General features: G+C 67.4%; 14 protein-coding genes and 1 tRNA gene. 9 read left to right on the top strand and 6 right to left on the bottom strand.

Annotated elements, in window-relative coordinates:
* Positions 1 to 17: 17 nt before the first annotated feature.
* From leuD to CHB86_RS01055, 3 genes are all read left to right on the top strand, one after another.
* The gene (gene leuD / locus CHB86_RS01065) at positions 18 to 623 is read left to right on the top strand and encodes a 3-isopropylmalate dehydratase small subunit (RefSeq protein ID WP_089230699.1); all 606 of its coding nucleotides are present in this window, start codon (positions 18 to 20) and stop codon (positions 621 to 623) included.
* A gap of 259 nt (positions 624 to 882) precedes the next feature.
* On the top strand, positions 883 to 1,722 hold the full coding sequence (locus CHB86_RS01060) for a hypothetical protein (RefSeq protein ID WP_245837688.1): 840 nt from the start codon (positions 883 to 885) through the stop codon (positions 1,720 to 1,722).
* Between the two features lie 20 nt (positions 1,723 to 1,742).
* Positions 1,743 to 2,816 (top strand): endonuclease/exonuclease/phosphatase family protein, encoded by a 1,074-nt coding sequence (locus tag CHB86_RS01055; RefSeq protein WP_425445399.1) that lies wholly within the window; start codon positions 1,743 to 1,745, stop codon positions 2,814 to 2,816.
* Here the strand turns inward: CHB86_RS01055 and CHB86_RS01050 are convergent.
* A complete protein-coding gene (locus CHB86_RS01050; RefSeq protein ID WP_089230697.1) occupies positions 2,736 to 3,656 on the bottom strand; it encodes a Rossmann-fold NAD(P)-binding domain-containing protein in 921 nt (306 codons plus the stop codon). The genes CHB86_RS01055 and CHB86_RS01050 overlap by 81 nt on opposite strands.
* 106 nt (positions 3,657 to 3,762) lie before the next feature.
* Between CHB86_RS01050 and CHB86_RS01045 the strand changes: the two genes are divergently transcribed.
* The 4 genes from CHB86_RS01045 (at position 3,763) to CHB86_RS01030 (ending at position 7,123) form a co-directional block, all read left to right on the top strand.
* Positions 3,763 to 4,668 (top strand): LysR family transcriptional regulator, encoded by a 906-nt coding sequence (locus CHB86_RS01045; protein ID WP_089230696.1) that lies wholly within the window; start codon positions 3,763 to 3,765, stop codon positions 4,666 to 4,668.
* A gap of 105 nt (positions 4,669 to 4,773) precedes the next feature.
* Positions 4,774 to 5,883, top strand: a complete 1,110-nt coding sequence (gene leuB / locus CHB86_RS01040) for a 3-isopropylmalate dehydrogenase (RefSeq protein WP_089230695.1) — start codon at positions 4,774 to 4,776, stop codon at positions 5,881 to 5,883.
* A gap of 130 nt (positions 5,884 to 6,013) precedes the next feature.
* A complete protein-coding gene (locus CHB86_RS01035) occupies positions 6,014 to 6,994 on the top strand; it encodes a DMT family transporter (RefSeq protein WP_089230694.1) in 981 nt (326 codons plus the stop codon).
* A 52-nt stretch (positions 6,995 to 7,046) separates the two neighbouring features.
* Positions 7,047 to 7,123, top strand: a tRNA-Pro gene (locus CHB86_RS01030).
* Positions 7,124 to 7,276: 153 nt separating this feature from the next.
* On the opposite strand, the gene CHB86_RS01025 is transcribed toward CHB86_RS01030, so the two are convergent.
* The 3 genes from CHB86_RS01025 to CHB86_RS01015 are packed head-to-tail and all read right to left on the bottom strand — an operon-like array spanning position 7,277 to position 10,454.
* Positions 7,277 to 8,386, bottom strand: a complete 1,110-nt coding sequence (locus tag CHB86_RS01025; RefSeq protein ID WP_089230693.1) for an acyltransferase family protein — start codon at positions 8,384 to 8,386, stop codon at positions 7,277 to 7,279.
* Positions 8,383 to 9,291 (bottom strand): glycosyltransferase family 2 protein, encoded by a 909-nt coding sequence (locus CHB86_RS01020; RefSeq protein WP_089230692.1) that lies wholly within the window; start codon positions 9,289 to 9,291, stop codon positions 8,383 to 8,385. The genes CHB86_RS01025 and CHB86_RS01020 overlap by 4 nt, the downstream gene beginning before the upstream one ends.
* 5 nt (positions 9,292 to 9,296) lie before the next feature.
* Positions 9,297 to 10,454, bottom strand: coding sequence for a glycosyltransferase family 2 protein (locus CHB86_RS01015; RefSeq protein WP_217898249.1), 1,158 nt, complete (start codon positions 10,452 to 10,454; stop codon positions 9,297 to 9,299).
* Between the two features lie 329 nt (positions 10,455 to 10,783).
* Here CHB86_RS01015 and CHB86_RS01010 point away from each other — a divergent pair, with 329 nt between their 5' ends.
* Positions 10,784 to 12,565: an ABC transporter ATP-binding protein gene (locus CHB86_RS01010; RefSeq protein WP_141134801.1), complete on the top strand. Its 1,782-nt coding sequence runs from the start codon at positions 10,784 to 10,786 to the stop codon at positions 12,563 to 12,565.
* 55 nt (positions 12,566 to 12,620) lie between these two features.
* Here CHB86_RS01010 and CHB86_RS01005 read toward each other — a convergent pair whose 3' ends face one another.
* Together CHB86_RS01005 and CHB86_RS01000 are read right to left on the bottom strand one after the other, a co-directional pair.
* Entirely contained in the window at positions 12,621 to 14,222 is a 1,602-nt protein-coding gene (locus CHB86_RS01005; protein WP_089230689.1) for an MFS transporter, read from the bottom strand.
* A 208-nt stretch (positions 14,223 to 14,430) separates the two neighbouring features.
* Positions 14,431 to 15,099: a GntR family transcriptional regulator gene (locus CHB86_RS01000; RefSeq protein ID WP_176442730.1), complete on the bottom strand. Its 669-nt coding sequence runs from the start codon at positions 15,097 to 15,099 to the stop codon at positions 14,431 to 14,433.
* Between the two features lie 151 nt (positions 15,100 to 15,250).
* On the opposite strand from CHB86_RS01000, the gene CHB86_RS00995 reads away from it, so the two are divergent.
* Complete coding sequence (locus CHB86_RS00995; RefSeq protein WP_089230687.1) at positions 15,251 to 16,033, top strand: SDR family oxidoreductase; 783 nt, start codon at positions 15,251 to 15,253, stop codon at positions 16,031 to 16,033.
* Positions 16,034 to 16,052: the final 19 nt, after the last annotated feature.

Genomic DNA, 16,052 nt, shown 5'->3' with positions numbered 1-16,052 from the left:
CCCAGGAGCCTTTTGCCATGGACAAGTTCACCACGCTGACCGGAATCGCCGCCCCGCTGCCGCTGATCAACGTCGACACCGACATGATCATCCCCAAGCAGTTCCTGAAGACCATCAAGCGGTCGGGCCTCGGCGTGAACCTGTTCGACGAGATGCGCTACGATTCCGAGGGCAACGAGAACCCCGATTTCGTGCTCAACAAGCCGGCCTACCGCAACGCCGAGATCCTCGTCGCGGGCGACAACTTCGGCTGCGGTTCCTCGCGCGAGCACGCCCCCTGGGCGATCAAGGATTTCGGCATCCGCTGCGTGATCGCACCCAGCTTCGCCGACATCTTCTACAGCAACTGCTTCAAGAACGGCATCCTGCCGATCGCCCTGCCGCAGGAAGAGGTCGACAAGCTGATGGACGACGCCGAGCGCGGCTCCAACGCGATCATCACCGTCGACCTGGAAAGCCAGACGATCACCGGCCCGGACGGCGGCACGATCTCCTTCGAGGTCGACGCGTTCAAGAAGCACTGCCTGCTGAACGGCCTGGATGACATCAGCCTGACGCTCGAGAAATCGGCCTCGATCGAGGCCTTCGAGGCACAGGCGCAGACTTCCCGTCCTTGGGTCTGATCCCCCTCATACCACTAGATATTGGGCCGCCTTTTCAGGCGGCCTTTTTTTTACCACATCTTTGATGCAAAGCCGCACCAGTTCCCTCGCAAAACGGCCCAATTAAATTTGTTAACCTTAACCGAGACTTGCCGGGAAGAGTCGAAGTGAGGCAAAAATTGGGCAAAGTTGAGGCAAATCGCTGTCAAAGGCGAAACAACAACGTCCGGCGAGGCTCGCGGCAAAGAATCGTGACCGGTCGAGACGAAGGAAACGGGTAGTGCTGACGAAGCTGACAAGTGCCGGAGTCCGTGCCGTTCTCGTGGCGATCGTCGTTGCCACGCCGTCGCTTCTGCTGCCCTCCGTCAGTGGGGATACCTCCCAGATCGTCGTGCTGATCGGGTTGGCCTGCGCGGTGCTCACTTTTGTCGAATACGCCTCCGTCTACCCCAGCCTCGTCGAGTTCCGCGACGCCCCGCCGTTCAATCGCACCCGCTACCTGTCGCTGTTCATGACGGTGTTCTTCCTGTCGGTGCTGGCGCGCGGGCAGGTGATGCCGAACGGTCTGACCATGTTCATCCAGGCGGTCGGCGCGCTGATCGGCCATGCGCTGGACTTCCCCTATTCGCCCGTGCGGCTGGTGATCCTGAGCCTGCCCGACACCGCAACCGTCCAGGAGGTCGCCCAGGTGCGCGCGGCGGCCGGCATGGCCTACCTGATCGGGTTGCTGGCGATCACCTTCTTCTACCTGATCCTGAAGCTGCACAACTGGCCCAACCGGTCCGGCGCCTTCAACGTCTGGATCAACCTGCCGACCTTCGACCCGACGGCCGGCGGCGACGTGGTGGACCGGCTGAACCGGGACGCGCGCGTTAACCTCGCCTTAGGCTTTCTCCTGCCATTCCTGATCCCGGCCATCGGCAAGGCGGCGGCGGAGCTGTTCGGCAACGCCATGGTCAACGAACCGCAGACGATGATCTGGATGGTATCCCTATGGGCCTTCCTGCCGCTGAGCCTGTTCATGCGCGGCATCGCCATGGCGCGCGTGGCCGACATGATCCTGGAGATGCGCAAGCGCACCTCCGCGGCGGAAACGCCGGGCGGCCTGCTCGTCACCTGATCACACTTTGTCTCGTCTGGATGCTGGTCACGCTGCCGTTTGCCACGGCGGCGGAGACAGTGCGGGTGGCGACCTACACGGTGGAGCTCTCGCGCAAGGGGCCCGGGCTGCTGCTGCGTGACATCCTGCGCGGCGAGGACGAACAGGTCGCCGCCGTCGTTGGCGTGATCGCCCGTGTCCATCCGGACATCCTGCTGCTCACCGGGTTCGACGTGGACCACGGCAACGCCGCGCTCTCGGCCCTCGCGGACCGCATGGCCGAGGCCGGCGCGCCCTACCCGCACCGCTTCAGCCTCCGATCCAATGCCGGAATGGCCACCGGGCTCGACCTTGACGGCAACGGCCGCGCCGGCGAGCCGCGCGATGCTCAGGGCTATGGCCGTTTCGCCGGCCAGGGGGGCATGGCCATTCTGAGCCGTTTCCCGGTCCTCGCGGACGAGGTCACGGATTTCTCCGCCCTGCTCTGGAAGGATCTGCCCGGCGCACACCTGCCCGAGGCGGAGGGCGTCCCCTTCCCGTCCGAAGCCGCGCTCGCGCTGCAGCGGCTGTCGTCCACCGGGCATTGGGTCGTGCCAGTCGCCCTGCCCGGCGGAGGCAGGTTGCACCTTCTCGCCTATGCCGCCACGCCGCCCGTGTTCGACGGCCCCGAAGACCGTAACGGGCTGCGCAGCGCGGACGAGACCGCGCTCTGGCAACGCTATCTCGATGGGGCGCTCGGGCCCGCGCCGCCCGAGCGCGACTTCGTCATTCTGGGGAAGGTCAATCTCGACCCGCTGGACGGTGACGGGCGGCACGCGGCGGTGCGCGCGCTGCTCTCCGACCCAAGGCTGCAGGACCCCGCGCCCACCGGCGAGGGCGGCGCGCTGAACCCCACGGCCGGGCACCACGGCGCGCCAGAACTCGACACCGCGGATTGGCCGGAGCCGGCAGAGGGCGGGCCCGGCAACCTGCGGGTCGACTACGTACTCCCCGCCGCCGGCATGCGCGTACTGGCGGCGGGCGTTCACTGGCCCTCAGGCGGCCTGGCCGGGGAGGAGGCCGCTGCCGCCTCGCGCCACCGCCTCGTCTGGGCCGACCTCGAGCCGGAGGGCTGAGGCGATCGCGGCGTCCAACGGGGTGCCTGTAAATCCGGGCAGAGCGGCGCGGAAGGCGGTCCCGTCCAGGTAATGCGGCTTGCGCCAAAGATAGCTCATCTCGAGCAGCCCACGCCCCATCGGCCAGAGCGGCGCAGCAAGCTGGAAGGGCAGCCAGTTCATCCTGCGGGCGCGCAGCGGCCGGCCCAGCACCCGCTCGAAGGCTGCGTGCATCTCCGCCCCGGTGACGCCGAAGCCCGGGAACGGAAGGTCGGTGAAACGGTCCAGGCTGTCGGCGCGCTCCGCCAGCGCGACCGCCGCCCGCGCCATGTCCGGCAGGTAGGCCCAGGCATGGCGGCACTCCATCGGGCCGGGGTACTCGAACACCCCGCGCGACAGCCGGGAGGCGAGCACCCTGTCAAACCAGAGACCGCTGGGCGCGGGATCGATGAAGTCTCCCGCCCGCAAGATCAGCGTGCGCACACCGGACTCCCGGAAGGCCGCGTTCATCTCCGCCCGGATCTGGCCGAGTCGGTTACGGGCCGCGTGGGGCACGTCGGCGGTCAGACGCTCCGGCGCGGTGTCGCCATAGGGGTAGACGTTGCCGGGAACGATGACGAGTGCGCCGCTGGCCCGCCCGGCCGCGATCACCTTGCGCGTGAGCCCCGGCACCTCGGCCTCCCAGCGATGGTAGGGCGGATGCCAGCCGTGGACGATCACCTCCACCCCGCGGGCGGCGTCTTCCAGCCGGTCTCGGCGGCGGTCGAAGCGGCGGACGTCCCATCCGGCGGCAGCAAAGGCGGTTGCGGTATGGCCCCCGAAGCGTCCGCTGGGGCCGAGGATCAGGGCAGTGCGCGTCATGGCGTTTCCTTTCGGGCTGAAACCTTGCTTGGATCTGCCACGAGACTGCGCCATGCGTTTGCTTATGAATATTGCGAAAATTCCGACATCTGATATTCAAAATTGAATGCCTCAGGATCTCTCCTCCCTCGACTGGTCGCGCGTCCAGTCCTTCCTCGCCGTGGCCGATACCGGGTCGCTGTCGGGTGCCGCGCGCGAGCTGGGCCTGAGCCAGCCGACGCTCGGGCGCCAGATCCGGACGCTGGAGGAAGCACTCGGCGTCACGCTCTTTACCCGCCAGCCGCGCGGGCTCGCGCTGACCGAGGCCGGGCAGGCGCTGGTACCGCCGGCGCGCGCGATGCGGGAGGCGGCGCAGGGATTCGCGCTGACCGCCGCGGGGCGGGTGGACGTGATCGCCGGCACGGTGAGGGTCGCCGCGAGCGACGTGGTGGCGCTCCATGTCCTGCCCGAGATCCTTGCCGGAATCCGGCGGGCGGAGCCGGAGATCGAGATCGAGATCCTGCCTTCCGACCGCAGCGCCAACCTCCTGTTCCGGGAGGCCGATATCGCCCTGCGCATGTACCGGCCGGACCAGCTCGACATGGTCACCCGGCATCTGGGCGACGTCCCCCTCGGGCTCTACGGCGCGCGCAGCTATCTCGACCGGCGCGGACGGCCGGAGCGCCTCGATGACATCCGCTCCCACGATCTGATCGGCTATGACAGCGACGAGACGCTGATCCGCGGCATGCGGGCGCTTGGCCTGCCGGTGGACCGGCACTGGTTCGCGCTGCGCTGCGACGACCACAACGTGCTGTGGCAGCTGGTCCGGGCTGGCTGCGGGCTGTGCTTTGCCCAGGTACCGCTGGCCGAGGCCGACGCGACGGTGCAGCGCCTGCTGCCGGAGTTGCCGCTCCCCACCCTGCCGATCTGGCTGACCGCCCACGAGGCGATGCGGCGGACGCCACGGATCCGCCGGGTCTGGGACCTGCTTGCCGATGGACTGGGGCGCTACCTCGCGGACGGCAATTAGTCCGCGCGACACGGCCCGGGAGTGGCGCCACGGTAGGCGGTTCTTGACCGTTCCCCGGCGCAGGGGTAACCCCGCCGGGACACATGTTGCGAGGATCCACAGACCATGAGCACCCCTTCCCTTCTCATCCTGGCCGGTGACGGCATCGGCCCCGAGGTGATGACCGAGGTTCGCAAGATCATCGACTGGTTCGGCGCCAAGCGCGACCTGGCCTTCGACGTGAGCGAGGACCTGGTGGGCGGGGCGGCCTATGACGTGCACGGCGTGCCGCTCGCCGACGAGACCATGGCCAAGGCGCAGGAGGTCGACGCGGTGCTGCTCGGCGCCGTTGGCGGGCCGAAGTACGACGACCTCGATTTCTCTGTGAAGCCGGAGCGCGGGCTGCTGCGCCTGCGCAAGGAGATGGACCTCTATTCCAACCTGCGCCCGGCCCAGTGCTTCGACGCGCTGGCGGATTTCTCCTCGCTCAAGAAGGACGTGGTCGCCGGCCTCGACATCATGATCGTGCGCGAGCTGACCTCGGGCATCTACTTCGGCGAGCCGCGCGGCATCTCGGTCAATGCCAGTGGCGAGCGCGAGGGCGTCAACACGCAGCGCTACACCGAGAGCGAGATCGCCCGCGTTGCCCGCTCCGCCTTCGAACTGGCAAAGCGGCGTGGCAACAAGGTCTGCTCGATGGAGAAGGCCAACGTCATGGAATCCGGCATCCTGTGGCGCGAGATCGTCCAGAAGGTGCATGACGAGGAATACCCCGATGTCGAGCTCAGCCACATGTACGCCGACGCGGGCGGCATGCAGCTCTGCCGCTGGCCCAAGCAGTTCGACGTGATCGTTACCGACAACCTCTTCGGCGACCTGCTCTCCGATGTCGCCGCGATGCTCACCGGCTCGCTCGGGATGCTGCCCTCCGCCAGCCTCGGCGCACCGATGGAGAACGGCCGGCCCAAGGCGCTCTACGAGCCGGTTCACGGCTCGGCCCCGGACATTGCCGGCCAGGGCAAGGCCAACCCGATCGCCTGCATCCTGAGCTTCGCGATGGCGCTGCGCTATTCCTTCGACCAGGGCGCGGAAGCCGACCGGCTGGAGAAGGCCGTCGAGAAGGTCCTGGCCGACGGTCTGCGCACCGCCGACCTGATGGGCCCCGAGGGGGGCAGCCCGGTCTCCACTTCGGCGATGGGCGACGCCATCGTCGCGGCGCTCGACGCCTCGCTCTGAACCAGACGGCGGGCGCCCGCTCCAGCGCGGGCGCCCTCCCACGACTGCCGGGCCGGTTTTTTCTTCCCCCGCCGGAACATTGGCAGTATCCCTGCATTGTCCCTGCAGACAGCAAGCCGGGTTTGCCCACATGACGAACAACTCGAAAGGCGCCCTGCTGGCGCTCGTCGCCTTTGGCATCTTCTCCACCCATGACGTGCTGGTGAAATACCTCGGCGCCTCCTATTCAACCTTCCAGATCGTGTTTTTCAGCGTCCTGCTCGGCTTCCCGATGGCGACGCTGATGCTGATGAACGACAAGATCGACGGCAACCTGCGCCCGCGCCACCCCTGGTGGACGGCGCTGCGGACCATCGCCTCCGTCATCGTGGCAGCCTGCGCCTTCTATGCCTTCTCGGTGCTGCCGATGGCGCAGGTCTATGCGATCCTCTTCACCGCGCCCCTGCTGATCACGATTCTCGCCATCCCGGTTCTGGGCGAACAGGTCGGTATCCGCCGCTGGTTGGCGGTCATCGTGGGCCTCAGCGGGGTGATGATCGTCCTGCAGCCCGGATCGACGCAACTCGAGCTCGGCCATGCCGCGGCACTGGTGGCCGCCTTCGGCAGCGCCTTTGCCTCCATCATCGTGCGCAAGATCGGTCACGAGGAACGCAGCGTGGTGCTGCTGCTCTATCCGATGATGGCCAACGTGGTGCTGATGGGAATCATCCTGGCCTTTGTCTATGAACCCATGCCGCTGATCGATTTCGGCGCCGTGGTGATGATCGCCGCCATGGCATTCGTCGCCACGCTCACGATCATCGCGGCCTACAAGACCGGCGAGGCGGTGATCGTCGCGCCGATGCAATATTCGCAGATCCTCTGGGCAACGGCCTACGGGCTGATCTTTTTCGACGAGCGCCCGTCGCTGAACACCGCCCTCGGCGCCGCCGTGATCATTGCCAGCGGCGTCTACATCGTGCTCCGCGAAGGCCGGTCGAACGCTTCGGAAAATCGCCCGGTGCTGCGCACCCGCAGCCGTTTCGACGCCGGCACCTACCTGCGGGTCGGGGCGCTCCTGCGCCGGCAGGCGGATTCCGAAGCGGCGGCGTCGAAAAAGGCCACATCGTGACCGCAGGCCCTTGCCATTCCCGACGGGCTTCTGTAATCGCCTGCGTCACGGTCGGAGTGTAGCTCAGCCTGGTAGAGCACTGTCTTCGGGAGGCAGGGGTCGGAGGTTCGAATCCTCTCACTCCGACCAATATTTCAAGAACATCGCCAAACGGCACCACAGCGCCTCCCCGGGCGTCGCGCTTTGCGCTGGCCGCCGAACGCTCGATGGCGTGGATCCGATCCACGCCCGCGCCTGACGCTTGCGATTCTGAAATTCCGTTGAGTTGGATGGCGTCCGCGGTCAGCCCGCGACACCGGTTCCGGGGCTTGCCGGACGTGGCGTGGCGCGGTTCTTGAGCCTGAGCGCGGGGCGTTCGATCAGACGCCAGGACAGCTCGGCCAGGGCAAAGGTGACCGCGATCCAGAGCAGGAGCCGGGCGATCTTGAAAACCATTCCAAGGGCGCCTTCCGGGACCGGCGGCAGGACAAGGTACAGGGCCTGCGGCACGAGGTAATGAAAGACGTAGAGGCCATAAGAGATCCGGCCGATATGGACGAGGCGCGGGTTGGCCAACCAGGCCAGGGCCGGGTCCTTGCCTGCAACGCAGCTGCGCACGAGGCAAGCGCCGGCGGCGCTGATGAGCATCGGGACGAGCACCCATCGGATGAACTCGTTGTGCAGCAAGCCGACGACGGGCGCCCAGGTCACGGACAGCATGAGAAGCAGCGATCCCCACACCACCGCCGGCCGAAGCAGCAGCCGATCCAGCCAGGCGAGGGCCGGCTCTCGCACCGTGAAGGCGAGGAGCGCGCCCGCGGCGAGGCTGTCGAGCTGGCCGGGCAGGAGCACGTCGATGAATGGGCTGGCGCCCAGGGGGATGGCGGCGCGGAACAGCGGCGCGGAGACCAACGCGGCCAGCACCGCCGGCAGGAGCCAGCGCCGGGGCGCGAGGATGACGATCGGGAACCAGAACAGGTAGAAGTGCTCCTCCACGGAGAGCGTCCAGAAATGTCCGGCCCCGGACCAGAACTCCCCGATCGCGATCTGGACGTTGGAGAGGTACAGCAGATGCAGCCAGGCGTCGGAGCGCATGTTGGCGATGCCGATTGCCGCCGCGAGCGCGACGGCCAGCCAGAATGCCGGCAACAGCCGCAGCGCGCGCCGCCAGTAGAAGCGCCGGGCGAGCGACGCCGCCGGCGCGGTGCCGCGTTCCGACAGCAGGATCGACGTGATCAGGAATCCGGAGAGGACGAAGAAGGTCTTGACCCCGATCATCCCCGGGCTGAAGTTCCGGATGAACTCGTTGTAGGTGAAGTGCTCGACGAAGACGAGCAGCACCGCGATGCCGCGCAGCCCGTCGAGCCTGGGATACCAGGGCAGCGACCTTGCCGCCGGACCGTCACCGCTCATTGACGCTTCCTTCCGCGATTGACGGCGAAGGCCATCGCGCCGGCCAGGTTCTGCTTCAGGACGGACGCCCAGGACAGCTCGTGGTTGCCGTCGAAGAAGGCACCGCCGAGCTGTTCCTTCGCCGCGTTTCGGGCCGCGTAGTAGAAGTGCCACATGAGCCACGGGTGGCCGGCCAGGTGCTTGGCGTAGAGCGCGCCGTTGGCAAAGGAATAGTCGCGGTGGAGGCGCTGAACCTCCTCCCGGGTCTTGCGCCCGTGATGGTGGTTCACGCGCATGTCGGGGAAGTAGAGGATCGGGATGCCGAGACCATGCGCCCTGATCAGGTAGTCCGTGTCCTCGCCCGCGCGCATGGACGTGCCGGCCCCGAACCGCCGGTCGAAAGGACCGATCCTGAGGCTCACGTCGCGGGTCATCGCGAAGTTGCAGCCCTGCACGAATCCACCCGGATGCGAGGAGCGGTCGAACACCTGCGGCTCCACAGCGTCCTTCATGGTGAAATGCTGGTCATCGGGGTCCGGCACGATCACGCTGCCGCCAAAGATCGCGTCCCGGCCTTCGCTCTGGACGTGCTTCCAGAGTTCGGACAGGTAGGGCACGGAGACGGTGCAGTCGTCGTCCGTGAAGACAAGGAGTTGCCCCCGTGCTGCGGCCATGGCCGCGTTGCGCGCGACCGAGAGCCCGCCGCCGTCAAGCCAGAGCAGGCGGCACTCCGCGGGCCGGCTTACCGACTGGACTTCCTCCGCATCGAGCCGAAGGTCGGGCTGGCTGCCGTTCTCCACGATCACGATCTCGGAACGCAGCTCGGGGCAGGCCTCGATCGTCCGCGAGATCGAACCGATCGCCCGCAGCAACTGGCGCGGCCGCGACCGGGTGCAGACGATGAAGCTGACGTCGGGATTGTCCATCGCCGCTATGCCCCTTCGGACGTGACAGCCGGTGGCACGCCTGTCGTCAGGGTTTCGGCCTGTCGCTGGATCGCGTCGAGGTCTGGCACGACCGAGGCCAACTTCCGGTTGTGAAACGCGCCAAGGATCTCGCCGCGGGCGACGAGTGCGGCCCAGAGTCCACGTGCCAGCGTCGGCTGGCTGCCGGCAAGCCCGAGCACGGCCCGTTCCGTCCGGCGGAACAGGGCCTGCTTGCCCGAGGCCTCCACGAAATCTCGCGCGGCAGCGAACTCCTGCAGATCCACCAGCCACGCATAGAGAAAGTAGAGCGTTACGCGCTGCCCGAGGGAAAAAGCGCGGCGCTCTTCCGGCGGCTGCTGCGGCAGGAGCGCGTCCAGGCGATGCACCAGCTCGGCCGCCGCGGCGATCGCCTCCGGGGTGACCTCAGAGACCAGCGACGTGAAGCCGGTGCCGGCAGCCTCCGGGTAGTGCCGGAGGAAGTTCTCCTCGAGAATCCGGACATGGGTTGCGCGCAGGGTGGCGGCGCGGGTGACGCTGACGCTTTCGGCATGCAGCCGGTAGGCCAGCAGCGGCGTGTCGAGCTGGCGGACCGGGCAAAGCTCGGCGATGCGGCGGAACAGGTCGAAATCCTCGGCGCAGGGATAGGCCGGGTCGTAGCGCAGCACGCCTTCCGGGATCGCGCTGCGGCGGAACATCACCGTGGGATGTCGCAGGATGGTGCAGAACCGCGACAGCACCCGCAACTCTAGGCTCTCGGTCACGTCGGGCGTGTTGGGCGGCAGCGCCGCGCCCCGCGGGACGATGGTGTCGAAATGCGTACCGCACATCGCAAGGCCGGGCTCGGCGGCGAAAGCGGCGAGCTGGGTGCTGATCCGATCCCGATAGGCGATGTCGTCCGCATCCATTCGGGCAATGAAATCGCCACGCGCGAGGTCCAGCCCCTCGTTAAGGGTAGCGATCAGGCCGCGATTCTCGCGCTGGACGACCCGGATCCGCGAATCGGACGCCGCCGCCCTCCGGAGGATGGCGGCGGAATCGTCGGTCGATCCGTCATCAATCGCGATGATTTCGAGATCGTCGTGAGATTGCAGCTGCAAGCTGGCCAGCGCGAGGGGCAGATGCCGCGAGGCATTGAAAACAGGCAACAGAATCGAAACGAGCACTTCTGGCAGGCCGCAATAAGAGCTTCGACCGAAAGGACCGAAGCGGAAGGGAATTATTTCCGGGACCGAAACATCGAAATGGCATGCCGGCGACCGGAAGGGCGATGACTTTCAACGCCTTCCCTTTCAGCCTTCTGCGCATGTTGCTTTTGCGTCAAGTCGGTATTTACTGGGCGTAGGCCCAGTGATCCGGTAGCAACATTCCGACGCGCTCGGGCTGCGCCACAGGCAAGGGACTGTTCGCCCCTCCCCCGGCGCTCGTATTGTTTTTTTCGGGTATTGCCGGGTGTTTGTCCCGACCGTCCCGGCCATTAACGGGGCAGCATACGTTGCGATCGCTTTTTCAGACCTACGTTCACGGCAGCATTTCCGCGGTGCTGGGGCCTTTCCGTCGCTACCTGCCGGCGGTGGTCCTGCTCGGGCTTCTGGCGACCGCACTGGAGGGGATCGGGATCGGCCTGGTGATCCCGCTGCTCGATGTCGTCGTCTCGGGAGGGTCCGATGCGCAGGGGTTCCTGCCCGGGCTGCTGGTGTCCTTCGGTGAAACCGTGCCGCGCGAGACCCGTGGCCTGCTGATCGGCGGCGCCATCCTCGCGCTCCTGTCCGTGAAGAATATCGTGGTCTACGCCAACGGGCTGTTGCAGGCCTGGATCTACGGGCAGGCCGGCCACAGGCTGCGCACGGCCCTGGCGCGGAAGCTGACCGCGATGGACGCGTCCGACCTGCTCTCCGAACCGCCGTCACGGATGCTCAACATCATCTCGAACGAGAGCTGGCGGTCTGCCGATGCGGTCGCGGCGGTGATGGGGATCATGGTGAACGCCACGGCGGCGCTGATCCTGCTCGCCTTCCTGATGGCGATGTCCTGGCAACTGACGCTGGTCGTACTGCTCGGCATCGCGGCCATCCAGTTCGCTCATGAGCGGATGTCCCAGCACTTCGCCGGGCTCAGCAAGATCATCACCGACCAGAACCGCGGGCTGGCCGGGCGCATGCTGCACCTGGTGGCGGCCTGGCGGCTGATCCGGCTGTTCGGCCGCGAGGATTTCGAGGAGGATCGGTTCGCCCAGGCCTCCGACTCGGTCCGTCTGGCTGCGCTGGATCTGCAGAAGCGCCAGATGGCCGTGGCGCCGATCACCGAGATCGCCCATGCAACCCTGTTCATGGCGGTCATCTTCTTTGCCTGGAGCCTCGGCATCACCTTCGGCACGGCGGCGGCCTTCATCATCCTGCTCTACCGCCTGCAGCCGCAGGTGCGGCAGATCCAGGCCGGGCTCGCAGCGCTGCGCGGCTGGACCGGGTCGCTGGACGAGGTGCAATGGCTGATGACGGCCGCTCCGGCGGAACCGGTCACGAGCGGCCACCTGCCCGCCCCCGCGCTGACCCGCGGCCTGGCCTTCGAGCAGGTGAGCTTTCACTACGCGGGGGCCGCCGCGGACCGGCCGGCTCTGCATGACGCGACCTTCGAAGTGCCCGCGGGCACCTCGCTGGCGATCATCGGGCGCTCCGGGTCGGGCAAATCCACGATGGCGCACCTGTTGTGCCGCCTGCTGGAGCCGACCAGCGGCCAGATCCTTGTGGACGGCACGCCGCTGTCGGAGATCGACCGGGTCGACTGGCTGGCGCACATGGCCGTCGCCAGCCAGGAACTGGAGCTGTTCGACGGCTCGGTGACCGACAACATCCGGTACGGTGCGCCCGAGGCCGACGAGACCCGCGTGCTGGAGGCGGCCCGGCAGGCGGACGCCGACGAGTTCATCCGGTCGCTGCCGCAGGGCTACGACACCGGGGTCGGCGACCGGGGCCTGAGCCTCTCGGCGGGGCAGCGGCAGCGTATCGCGCTGGCCCGCGCGCTGGTCCGCGAGCCGCGGCTCCTGATCATGGACGAAGCGACCAACGCCATGGACCTGCTGTCCGAGCGGGCGGCGCTGCGCATCCTCGAACACAGGCGGGGCAAGGGGACGACCCTTGTCATCAGCCACCACCTGTCGTCGATCACGCGCTGCGACCGGTTCATCCGACTGGACCGGGGACGGATCGTCGAATCCGGCACGACGATGGATTTCAACGAGGAACAGCTGGCGCGGATGCTGCGGACGACCGGCACCTGATCTGCCGTTGCGGTCCGCGCAGGGAGCGACGGGCGGCACCCTGCCCCGCTTCCGTTCACCGCCTGTCGTGCAGGTGATCCGGGTCGGCGGGGCGCTCGATCCAGCGGCGGGCCCTGGGAGGCTCCGCCCCGGCGTGCAGGGCGATCAGGTGCTTGAAATTCTCCGCATCGGTCGTGGTGCGCCGGGACATGTGCCGCAGATAGGCCGCCCAGGTCGGCACGCGGTAGCTTTCGTGCCAGAGATCCGGCGCAGTCAGGTCTCGATAGAGCGACCAGCTGTGCGCGCCGTCGCGCAGGCGGATCACCCGTCGCTGCTCCATCAGCGCCAGGAATTCCGACGTCCGTGCCTCGGGAACGATGAACTCCACCGAGACCTTGATCGGGCCGCTGTGCATGTCGATGTCAAGCGCGGGTTTGATCGGTGAGAAGCCGCCGTGGGGGTCGAGGTTGCTCCGCCCCTCGCCGGGCAGCCGGAGCAGGAACCCGAGCGCCGCCCCGGCGAGGCAGATGACCGCCGCCGCCGTCAGTGCGGTCTGCACCCCGGCCGCACCGGCCACGCGCCCCCATACGTAGCTGCCGATGGTCATGCCGCCGAAGGTGCAGACCTGGAGCACCGACATGACCCGGCCCAGCACCCACCGCGGGGTCGACAGCTGGGTCGCGACGTTGAACAGCGCCATCGAGGATTGCCAGGCCATGCCGCAGAGCGCGGCGGAGAGGCTGGTGAGCCAGACGGACCGGGCATGGCCGATCCCCAGCAGGCCGAGCGCCAGGAGGATCGCGCCGATGCGGACGATGGTTTCGGTCTCCATCCTTTCGCGCAATTGGCGGAGCGTGAGCGCGACGACCACGGCGCCCAGGCCGAAGGCGGCGAGCAGGGCGCCGAAGGTCGCGGCGCTGCCCTTCAGCAGATCGCTGGCCACCAGTGGCATGAGCGCCAGCACGGCGACCGCCGAGAATCCGAACACCCCGGCACGGACGAGGATCTTGAGGTGGTCCGCCGAGAGCGAGACGTAGCGCAGCCCGGCCCGGAGCGCCCCTCCCAACGGCTCGCGCGGCAGCGGGTCGGGCACGCGCTCCGCGCGCCAGGCATAGAGCGCGAACAGGACCGGCAGATAGGTCAGCGCATTGATCGCGAAGGCCATGGCCGAGCCGAAGACCGCAACGATCATCCCGCCGACCGCAGGCCCCGTACTGCGCATCAGGTTGAAGCCCATGCCGTTGAGCATGACCGCCTGCGCCAAGTGCTCGCGCGGCACCAGATCGCCCACGGATGCCTGCCAGGACGGCATGTGCATCGCCGCGCCGCAGCCGATGGCGAAGGTGAAGGCAAGCAGGCTCCACGGCCCGATCAGCCCGGTCCAGCTTAGCACCGCGAGCAGCGCCGACATCACCAGCATGAAGGCCTGCGCGGCGATCATGACCGAACGGCGGTGGTAATTGTCGGCGAAGACCCCGCCCAGCAGCGACAGCACCGCCATCGGCAGGGTCACCGACCCCTGCACCAGCGCCACCATCGCCGGGTTGTCGGAAAGCGAGGTCATCAGCCAGCCGGCGCCGACGTTCTGGATCATGCCGCCGAGGTTGGTCACCAGCGAGGCGAACCAGAGGTTTCGGTAGGTATTGTACCGGAAGGGCGCAAATGTGCTGCCGGGCATGATGAGGTCTCTGAAATAGCGCGCGGGGTGGGGGCAGGCCTGGGGCTGGGGTGACAATGGACCAATCAGGCCGCCGAGGTCCATTCAAAGCATCGCCCCTGCTGCGAGGTCGTTCCCGGATCGGAGGCGCACCTGGCGCTGGCCTGCGCGGTGCGCCATGCGGGCTGATCGCGGACGCCGGCGCGGGCGCCCGCTCTATCGGGCGGACCTAAAGCCGCAGATGCCGCGACAGTTGCAGCGCGTCGTCCGAGAGGATCATCACGTGATCCCGCATCGCCTCGGCTGCGGCCTCGGCATCGCGGGCGGCCAGGGCGTCGGCGATCTGACGGTGCTCCGTCTGGCTGCTGCTCTGGCGGCCGGGGTGAAAGGTGATTTGCCGGCGATAGGGCGAGACGCGGCGGTCCACGATGCGGATCTGCTCCACCAGCATCGGATTGTGCGCGCCCTCCCAGATCGACCGGTGGAAATGACCGTTGGCATCGAAATAGCGTTGCGCATCGCCGGTACCGGCCTCGCGCTCGCAGGCGTCGTGCATCTCCGCCACCGTCCGCAACTCGGCATCGGTCGCCCGCGTCGCGGCCAGCCGGGCGGCGAAGGCCTCCATCTCCGCGACGACCTCGAACAGGTCGATCACCTCCGACATCGTTGGCCGGCTGACCGTCGCCCCGGAGCGCGGCCGGACCGCGACCAGGCCAATGGAGGCGAGCGTCCGCAATGCCTCGCGGATCGGCGTCCGCGAAGTGTTGAGCCGCGCCGCCAGTTCCTCCTCGTCCAGCCGATCACCGGGCAGGAACACGCCCTCGACGATGTCTTGCTCGATCTGCGATTCGACCTGTTTCGCCAGCGTTCCGCCGGTGCGGGCGGACGATTTCGTCATTGTGCTGCTCATTTTTCAGGCAAGACCTCTCACAATTCATCAATTGCATGCAGAAGATCACCAATTGGCGCACCTCTTGTATACAAGAAAGTCCACAACCGAACATGACTGATATGCATAAACCAACGCGAGAAATTGCCCAGAGGAAAACATGGATCTCGGACTGAACAACAAGACGGTGTTGATTACCGGTGCCTCCCAGGGGATCGGCGAGGTGCTGGCAGCATCCTTCGCCGCCGAGGGTGCACGGCTGAAACTCACCGCCAGACGGGCCGAGCTTCTCTCGGCACTGGCGGAGAAACTGCGGGCAGACCACGGAACAGAGGTCGAGATCTACCCCGCCGACCTGACCCAGGCCGGCGCGGTCGAGGCGCTGGCCGAGGCCGCGGGCGAAGTGGACATCCTCGTCAACAACGCCGGCGCCATCCCCGGCGGCGACCTGCAGGCCATCGACGAGGCGGCCTGGCGCGAGGGATGGGAGCTGAAGGTCTTCGGCTACATCAACCTCTGCCGCATCTATTATGCCCGGATGAAGGCCGGCGCGGGCGGCGTGATCATCAACAACATCGGCAACGCGGGCGAGAAGCTCGACGCCAACTACATCGCCGGCTCGACCGGGAACGCCAGCCTCATGGCCTTCACCAAGGCGCTCGGCGGCCCCTCGCTCGACGACGGCATCCGCGTCGTCGGCGTCAATCCCGGCCCGGTCGACACGCCGCGGATCTACAAGCTGCTGCGCAACCGCGCCCAGGAATGGTTCGGCGACGAAAGCCGCTGGGAGGAGCTGCGCGACCGCTACCCGCTGAAGCGCCCGGCCAAGGTCGCCGAGGTCGCCGATGCCATCGTCTTCCTGGCGTCGGAGCGCTCCGGCTACACCAGCGGCACCATCCTGACGATCGACGGCGGGATCGCGTCGCGCTCGTCGATCATCTGAAACGCCCCTCCCCCAAACT

It is taken from the genome of Tropicimonas sediminicola, assembly GCF_900188335.1.
In the GTDB taxonomy this organism is placed as follows: domain Bacteria; phylum Pseudomonadota; class Alphaproteobacteria; order Rhodobacterales; family Rhodobacteraceae; genus Tropicimonas; species Tropicimonas sediminicola.
The sequence above is the reverse complement of the archived record's forward strand: the minus strand, read 5'-3'. Positions and strand labels throughout refer to the sequence as shown.

Excerpts from the sequence above, each read along its gene's own strand:
- leuD (WP_089230699.1), top strand. The coding sequence starts at position 18 with ATGGACAAGTTCACCACGCTGACCGGAATCGCCGCCCCGCTGCCGCTG.
- CHB86_RS01055 (WP_425445399.1), top strand. The coding sequence starts at position 1,743 with ATGCTGGTCACGCTGCCGTTTGCCACGGCGGCGGAGACAGTGCGGGTG.
- CHB86_RS01050 (WP_089230697.1), bottom strand. The coding sequence starts at position 3,656 with ATGACGCGCACTGCCCTGATCCTCGGCCCCAGCGGACGCTTCGGGGGC.
- CHB86_RS01045 (WP_089230696.1), top strand. The coding sequence starts at position 3,763 with ATGCCTCAGGATCTCTCCTCCCTCGACTGGTCGCGCGTCCAGTCCTTC.
- leuB (WP_089230695.1), top strand. The coding sequence starts at position 4,774 with ATGAGCACCCCTTCCCTTCTCATCCTGGCCGGTGACGGCATCGGCCCC.
- CHB86_RS01035 (WP_089230694.1), top strand. The coding sequence starts at position 6,014 with ATGACGAACAACTCGAAAGGCGCCCTGCTGGCGCTCGTCGCCTTTGGC.
- CHB86_RS01025 (WP_089230693.1), bottom strand. The coding sequence starts at position 8,386 with ATGAGCGGTGACGGTCCGGCGGCAAGGTCGCTGCCCTGGTATCCCAGG.
- CHB86_RS01020 (WP_089230692.1), bottom strand. The coding sequence starts at position 9,291 with ATGGACAATCCCGACGTCAGCTTCATCGTCTGCACCCGGTCGCGGCCG.
- CHB86_RS01005 (WP_089230689.1), bottom strand. The coding sequence starts at position 14,222 with ATGCCCGGCAGCACATTTGCGCCCTTCCGGTACAATACCTACCGAAAC.
- CHB86_RS01000 (WP_176442730.1), bottom strand. The coding sequence starts at position 15,099 with ATGACGAAATCGTCCGCCCGCACCGGCGGAACGCTGGCGAAACAGGTC.
- CHB86_RS00995 (WP_089230687.1), top strand. The coding sequence starts at position 15,251 with ATGGATCTCGGACTGAACAACAAGACGGTGTTGATTACCGGTGCCTCC.